This is a genomic window from Flavobacterium sp., from assembly GCF_046293665.1.
Lineage (GTDB): Bacteria > Bacteroidota > Bacteroidia > Flavobacteriales > Flavobacteriaceae > Flavobacterium.
In genome coordinates, this window is record NZ_JBKBOL010000012.1 from 104,739 (window position 1) to 111,133 (window position 6,395).

The 6,395-nt window shown below is 31.1% G+C and carries 7 protein-coding genes; all 7 read left to right on the forward strand.

The window, feature by feature from the left end:
* The first annotated feature begins 274 nt into the window (after positions 1-274).
* Positions 275-1,423 (forward strand): DUF262 domain-containing protein, encoded by a 1,149-nt coding sequence (locus ACK4R1_RS14310; RefSeq protein ID WP_409688521.1) that lies wholly within the window; start codon positions 275-277, stop codon positions 1,421-1,423.
* Positions 1,416-1,907 carry a HEPN domain-containing protein gene (locus ACK4R1_RS14315; RefSeq protein WP_409688524.1) on the forward strand — a complete coding sequence of 164 codons (492 nt, stop codon included), beginning with the start codon at positions 1,416-1,418 and terminating at the stop codon, positions 1,905-1,907. The genes ACK4R1_RS14310 and ACK4R1_RS14315 overlap by 8 nt, the downstream gene beginning before the upstream one ends.
* A 177-nt stretch (positions 1,908-2,084) precedes the next feature.
* Positions 2,085-2,510 carry a hypothetical protein gene (locus ACK4R1_RS14320; RefSeq protein WP_409688527.1) on the forward strand — a complete coding sequence of 142 codons (426 nt, stop codon included), beginning with the start codon at positions 2,085-2,087 and terminating at the stop codon, positions 2,508-2,510.
* A gap of 571 nt (positions 2,511-3,081) precedes the next feature.
* Complete coding sequence (locus ACK4R1_RS14325) at positions 3,082-3,549, forward strand: hypothetical protein (protein WP_409688530.1); 468 nt, start codon at positions 3,082-3,084, stop codon at positions 3,547-3,549.
* Positions 3,550-3,731: 182 nt separating this feature from the next.
* The gene (locus ACK4R1_RS14330) at positions 3,732-4,166 is read left to right on the forward strand and encodes a hypothetical protein (protein WP_409688533.1); all 435 of its coding nucleotides are present in this window, start codon (positions 3,732-3,734) and stop codon (positions 4,164-4,166) included.
* A gap of 172 nt (positions 4,167-4,338) precedes the next feature.
* The gene (locus ACK4R1_RS14335; protein WP_409688536.1) at positions 4,339-4,608 is read left to right on the forward strand and encodes a hypothetical protein; all 270 of its coding nucleotides are present in this window, start codon (positions 4,339-4,341) and stop codon (positions 4,606-4,608) included.
* Between the two features lie 1,117 nt (positions 4,609-5,725).
* Complete coding sequence (locus ACK4R1_RS14340) at positions 5,726-6,145, forward strand: cytochrome c (protein ID WP_409688539.1); 420 nt, start codon at positions 5,726-5,728, stop codon at positions 6,143-6,145.
* Positions 6,146-6,395: the final 250 nt, after the last annotated feature.

The following is a 6,395-nucleotide window of genomic DNA, read 5'->3' on the forward strand; positions in this document are numbered from 1 at the left end:
TGCATCCGCAACTAGATATATAGCTTCCGAAGACAGAAATATTGAAACCGCGGAAAGGATTATGGCTACCGCGGCTTGAATATGTTAACTAATACAATAAGGGCAGCCTATAACAGCAGTTTGCAACAATTGCGTGGCTTGGGATTATCCCGAGTTTTCTTTGAAAACTCAAAAAGGAATTCTATATTTGGTATCAACAGTAATAAATCATCGCAACTGTCGCAAGCCGCAGCACGTTAGCAACAATATTAACAACCCTAACAATAAAAGACAAATGTCAGAAGAATTAAACAATAATGAAGAAATTGAAAACGTTGAGTTCATAAATGAAGATGCAGATTCTGATTATTCAAATGACGATTTATTTAATATAACCTCATGGGGCGCAGATTTATCGTTCAGAGAATTAATAAATATGTATGATGATGATGAATTATTAAAACCAGAGTTGCAAAGAAAATATGTATGGGAAAGACCTGAAGCTAGTAGATTTATAGAATCTATACTTTTAGGATTACCTATACCTTCTATCTTCTTGGCTAACACTTCTGAGAATAACAAATTGATAATTGATGGTTATCAAAGAATTATGACTGTTTATGACTTTGTGAAAAAAGGTGTTTTCTCAAAAGATAATAAAGTTTTTAAACTGACAAATAATAAAAAAATCAATCATCGTTGGAGAGGTAAATCTTATAATGAATTGACAGAATTAGACCAAAAGAAAATAAGACAAACAACAATTCATGCAATAATATTTGAGCAAAAGCATCCAAAAGAAAACGATTCAAGTTTATTCCAAATTTTTGAAAGAATTAATACAAGTGGAAAAATTCTTAAATCACAAGAGATTAGAAATTGTGTTTATCAAGGTAATCTTAACAAGCTTTTATTTAAGTTAAACACAAATGAAACATGGAGAACTCTTTATGGTACAGTTGAAGAAGATTCGCGAATGTCTGATTTAGAATTTATTTTAAGATTTTTTGCCTTAGCTCAAGATGAAATAAAAAACAAAAATGAAGGTCAGATTTCTTTAAAATTATTCTTGAATGATTTTATGGGTAACAAAGACAATAATAAAAAAAACAAAATAGAAGCTTTAGAAAGTGATTTTGTAAACACCATTAATCAAATACATACTTTTATTGGAATAAATGCATTCAAGAATATAAATAATGAAAATACCTATTTGAGTAGATTTCATCCAACAATTTTTGATTCTATATCAATAGCAACGAGTTATGCAATTAAAAAAGGAATAGACATTTCAAGAATTGAAAATCTTGCTCAAAAGCATATTGAATTATTAAATAATCCAAATTTTAAAGAGTACTCATCAAATAGAACAACAAATCTTGAAAACATTAATGGCAGAATAAATTTAGCTAGTCAAATACTTTTTGGTTTAAATTATGAATAATCAATCAGCACTTACATTCATAGAAGAATGCGAATTTGATTTAGATAGAATTGAACTCATAATCCAAGCATTAGGTAGTACTAATAACGCTGTTCCATATCTCACAAAATACTCAATAATAAAAGTATGTGGTACATTAGAACAGTGTTTTAAAACTATAATATCTGATTTCTGCACTCATAATCAAAGTCAGCAAGCAGTAAAATTTATTGACATTTCATTTCGTGAAAGTTCAATTAATCCAAACATTCAAAATATACACAAATCGTTATCAAAATTTGATGAAGAATGGAACAAAGAGTTTAAAAGACAATTGAAAGCCAATGCAAATAGATTAAGAATTCAAGACTCTATTAAATCTCTAAATAATGCGAGAAATCAATTTGCGCATGGAGGAAATCCAACTGTAACATTTAATGACGTAAAAAATTATTATGTTGACGCAAAAATAATTATCGAAATGTTGGATAATATAATAGTCTAAAATACTGTTGCTAACAGCAGTTTGTGATAATTGCGAGGTTTGGGATTATCCCGAGTTTTCTCCAAAAACTCAAAAAGGAATTTTATATTTGTAATCATCAGTAATAAATCGTCGCAACTATCACAATCTGCGGCACGTTACCAGCAATTTTCAGACGAATCTGCTAAAAATAAATTTATGAAAGTAAACAAACCAACATGGAGGAACGGAAACGTTGTCGGAGCATTTTATAATGGTATGTTATGGAATAATAATATTTTCCAAATACATGTAGCCATTTATAATAAAAACAAGATTATTAATGAGGAAACTTTTGAAGCTGCAATAGAATTTAAATTTAATGACAATTTAAAATTAATTGCTTCTTTAAAAACAAGAAACGCGCTATTAAAATCTGAAGAAAAAATTCTAGATAGATTTTCAATTGATTATCAAATATTAGATGATGGTAATTCATTTATTATGTTGAAAATATCTTTTGACATTTCTAGTAATGAAGCTGAAATCAAAACTGGAAATCATTATTTTATTATACTTTTTGAAAATAATAAGACGCTAGTTTCTACGTTAAATGAAAGTGGAATCGTTATTGAAAAAATATAAAACTGCTGGTAACAGCAGTTTGTGATAATGGCTGGTTTTGGTTTTATCGGAAGTGTATTCGCCAATAGAAATTTTAGTTATATTTAGAATGGAAAGTGATTGAATTCCGCCACTATCACAATCTGCAATACGTTATGAATCAGTGCTTTCCTAACAACAACCTTTTGTTTAAACTTCACTCCTTTTTGCCAATTTTGCGGAAAAAGAAGTAGAAATTTTCACGTTGAAAAGTTGCGCTAGAAACTTGAAAGTTGAAAAAGATTGCGTGAAAATTAAAATTCAAAGTTTGCACAAAAGAAAACCAAAATGATGCGTGAAAAGTTAACACCGAAATAGAAAATGGAAAAGAAACTGGAAGAAAACGGAAAATGATTATGGTTATGTTGCGTGAAAATCAAACTCAAAGCACCGAATTCATAACAGCAGTTTGAAACAATTGTTGGTTTGGCTGAAAAAGGAAATTTACTTTTCACGAAAAACGTTTATCTTTAACAGAAAATAATCAGTTCGCTGGCTTCACAACTGTTTCAAGCCGCGGCACGTTAGCTGCAAGCTGCCAGAAAATTCTAAAATGAGGAAAACATATTACATATTTGCATTACTTCTCGCCTTAATAAGTTGTCGAACAACCGACAGAGAACAAGTTGGGGAATGTTGTGACAAAACTTATGACAATCCTAATGAGGCTATAAAATGCTTTTCACAGACAAGTAATGGAAATCATGATGAAAGACTTTTATTAATAGCATTTGTAGACAAAGATTTGGAAGTAAATCAAAAGTTAGGTTGGAACATAATCAAAGATTCTGAAATTGTGAAAGTTGCAAAAAGAAATTATGCTTTAGTAATTACAGATGTAAATGAATATAAAATACCAACTGAAGATTGCGGTAATTCTATTCAAGATTGCATTAAAAAGAATTCAGGAAAAACCTTTTTTATAATTACCAACAAAGCACAATGCTTGTTTAGCGATTGGACAATTGAAGATAGTAAACAGAATATTATAGATAAACTGGAAGTTGGAAATGGTCCTTAATTGGAAAAATGTGCAAAGCAGCCAGCAGCTAACAGCCGTTTCTCGCAATTGCGAATTTTGCTTAAGCCGGTTGTTGATTTTCCGCGGGAAAATCTTATTTTAGCGGAAAGTACGCAGTTCCGCAGTTCGCAACTGACGAGAAGCGGCGAAACGTTATGTGCTATAGCTCAAAATCTGCAAACATGAAACAACTATTTATAATAATTCTTGTAGTTATTTGTACAGCATGTACTAAAAAAACTGAAGAGCGAACTCTTTTATACAATCAGTTAATAAATTACAGAGATGACTTAAAAATGTCTGTTAAGTCTCAAGAAATATATCTTTCTGAAACAACTCGAGATAATGAGTTTTACAGAAAAAGATTTGATAGTTTGAATAGAATTAATACCGAACTTGATAAATCATTTGAACGGTTAAGGTATGGTGATAGAAAAGCATTATTAAAGCTTCGTGATAATTATAATGAGAAATATAAATTAGATATAAAATTTGGTTCGTCGAAAGATTATGAAAATATTGTAGACAGCATTTTTAACAGACTTATAGAAACTGATATTTTGAAATTGAGGAAAAAATTTCAAGATAGATATATGTTTCCGCATAGTGTTGAATAACGCTACAGCACATAACAGCCGTTTGGCTTCATGGCTGGTTTATCTTTCTTAGAAAATAATCAGCTAATTCAAATTTTGATTATCTTTCGACTTATTTATTAAATTGTCGCCACGAAAGCCAAGCGGCAATACGTTAGCCATCAGTTTCCCAGAAACGAAGAAATTTATGCTTATGGAAGAATCAAAAGATTATAGTTCAACCCAAGTTTTAAAAGTTATTGGACAATATATTGTTAGTGGACTTTTAATTGTGTTGTCTATTCAAACATACTTTGCCGAAAAGAAAATGTTGTCGGCATTTTTTTTCCTAGTTTGCGCAATATATATTTTGCCATTGTTAGCGTCAAAATGGAAAGAGTTAATTCCATTCTTAAATGATTGGCTTTGGAGAAGAATAATCTTTGTTGTTTTATTTTTTATTGCTCTTTATTTCAAACTGTAACCGAAAGCAGAATAGAAAATATGGAAGGGCAAATGTTGGCGGATTAATGTTAATAATAAAGTTTAAGATAGAAAGTATTCTTTAAGTAAACCGAATGGCTAACAGCCGTTTCAAACAATTGCGAATTTTGTAGTAAATTCAAGTTTACGTTTCGCAAGAATTTTTATCTTTAACAGAAAATAATCAGTTCCGCAATTCGCAACTGTGTGAATCGGCAGAACGTTAGCATTCAGTGCTTTCCAAACAACAACGTTTTGTTTAAACTTCACTCCTATTTGCCAAGTTTGCGGAAATAGAAATAGAAATTTTCAGGTTGAAAAGTTGCGCTAGAAACTTGAATGTTGAAAAAGATTGCTTGAAAAGTTTGTGGCAAAGTTAGCGTGAAAAGTTTCCGAATAAAACGTTGAAATCGTTTGCTTAAATTGAAAAAGTTTGCGTCGAATAGAGAATCCGAAATTGAAACCGGAAAAAGAAAATGGTTACGTTGCGTGAAAATCAAACTCAAAGCACCGAAATGCTAACAGCCGTTTCAAACAATTGCGAGTTTTGTAGTAAATTGAGGTTTGCGTTTCACAATAATTTTTATCTTTAACAGAAAATAATCTGTTCCGTAGTTCGCAACTGTGTGAATCGGCAGAACGTTATATGCTAGCGTTCAACGAATCTGCAATTCAAGAACTTATTATCACAAAATCAAGTTGAAATTTTCAGTACAAGTTTTTAAAAGTTTGTGGAAATGAAACTGAAAAGTTTATGTTTTGTAATGCGTGAAAAGTTTGCCCGAAATAGAAAACCGAAAAAGTTTGTGGCAAAGTTTGCGTGAAAAGTTTCCGAATAAAACGTTGAAATTGTTTGAGTAAAATGAAAAAGTTTGCGCCGAATGTAAAATCCGAAGTTGAAACCGGAAAAAGATAATGGTTACTTTGCGTGCTCAAGTTAGTATGAACGCCAGCACATAACAGCCGTTTGGCTTCATGGCTAGTTGCTTAGTTACCTTGATGTTTTTTCTTCACGAAAAAACTTTATCTTTAGCAGAAATTAATCAGTTCGCTGGCATCGCCACGAAAGCCAAGCGGCAATACGTTGTGAGCAATTTAACCAAAACTGCATAAATAGAATGAATCCATTTCAGAAGACAACAAGAAAAATATTGGTTTCAGCAAGTATCTTCTTGATCTTTATTATTTCGCTATTCTACATTTTTTACAATAATAGTGAACCGAAAAAATTTGTTTGTAAAATTGGAGCGAATTTACCAGTTTGCGGTACAAAAAATCTATCTCCAGAAGCTGAACAAGGAAAACAACTTTTTAATAGTACATGTGCGGCTTGTCATAAATTAGACGCAAAGTCAATTGGTCCAGCATTGCGAAATACAGATTCAATAGTTTTTGAAAAATGGTTAAATTACAAGAACCTTAAAATTGATAGCTTAAAGTTTGACAAGCTCAAAATTGATTATCACAGAAATTTATCTAAAAAAAACTTCACAGAATCGGAATTGAAAAAAATCTATGCGTATATCTCAGGTTCGTGAGTTAAACTGCTCACAACAGCCGTTTGGCTTCATGGCTGGTTTATCTTTCTTAGAAAATAATCTGGTAAGTCAAATTTTGCTTATCTTTCGACTTAATTAGTAAATTGCCGCCACGAAAGCCAAGCGGCGATACGTTAGTGGCTATTTTCAGAACGCATTCGTATATGAACACATTACAAAACATAGAAGATATTTTTTCAGGATTTCATGACGGAACAATTGAGTCTCACTTTGGAAATAAAAACAGATT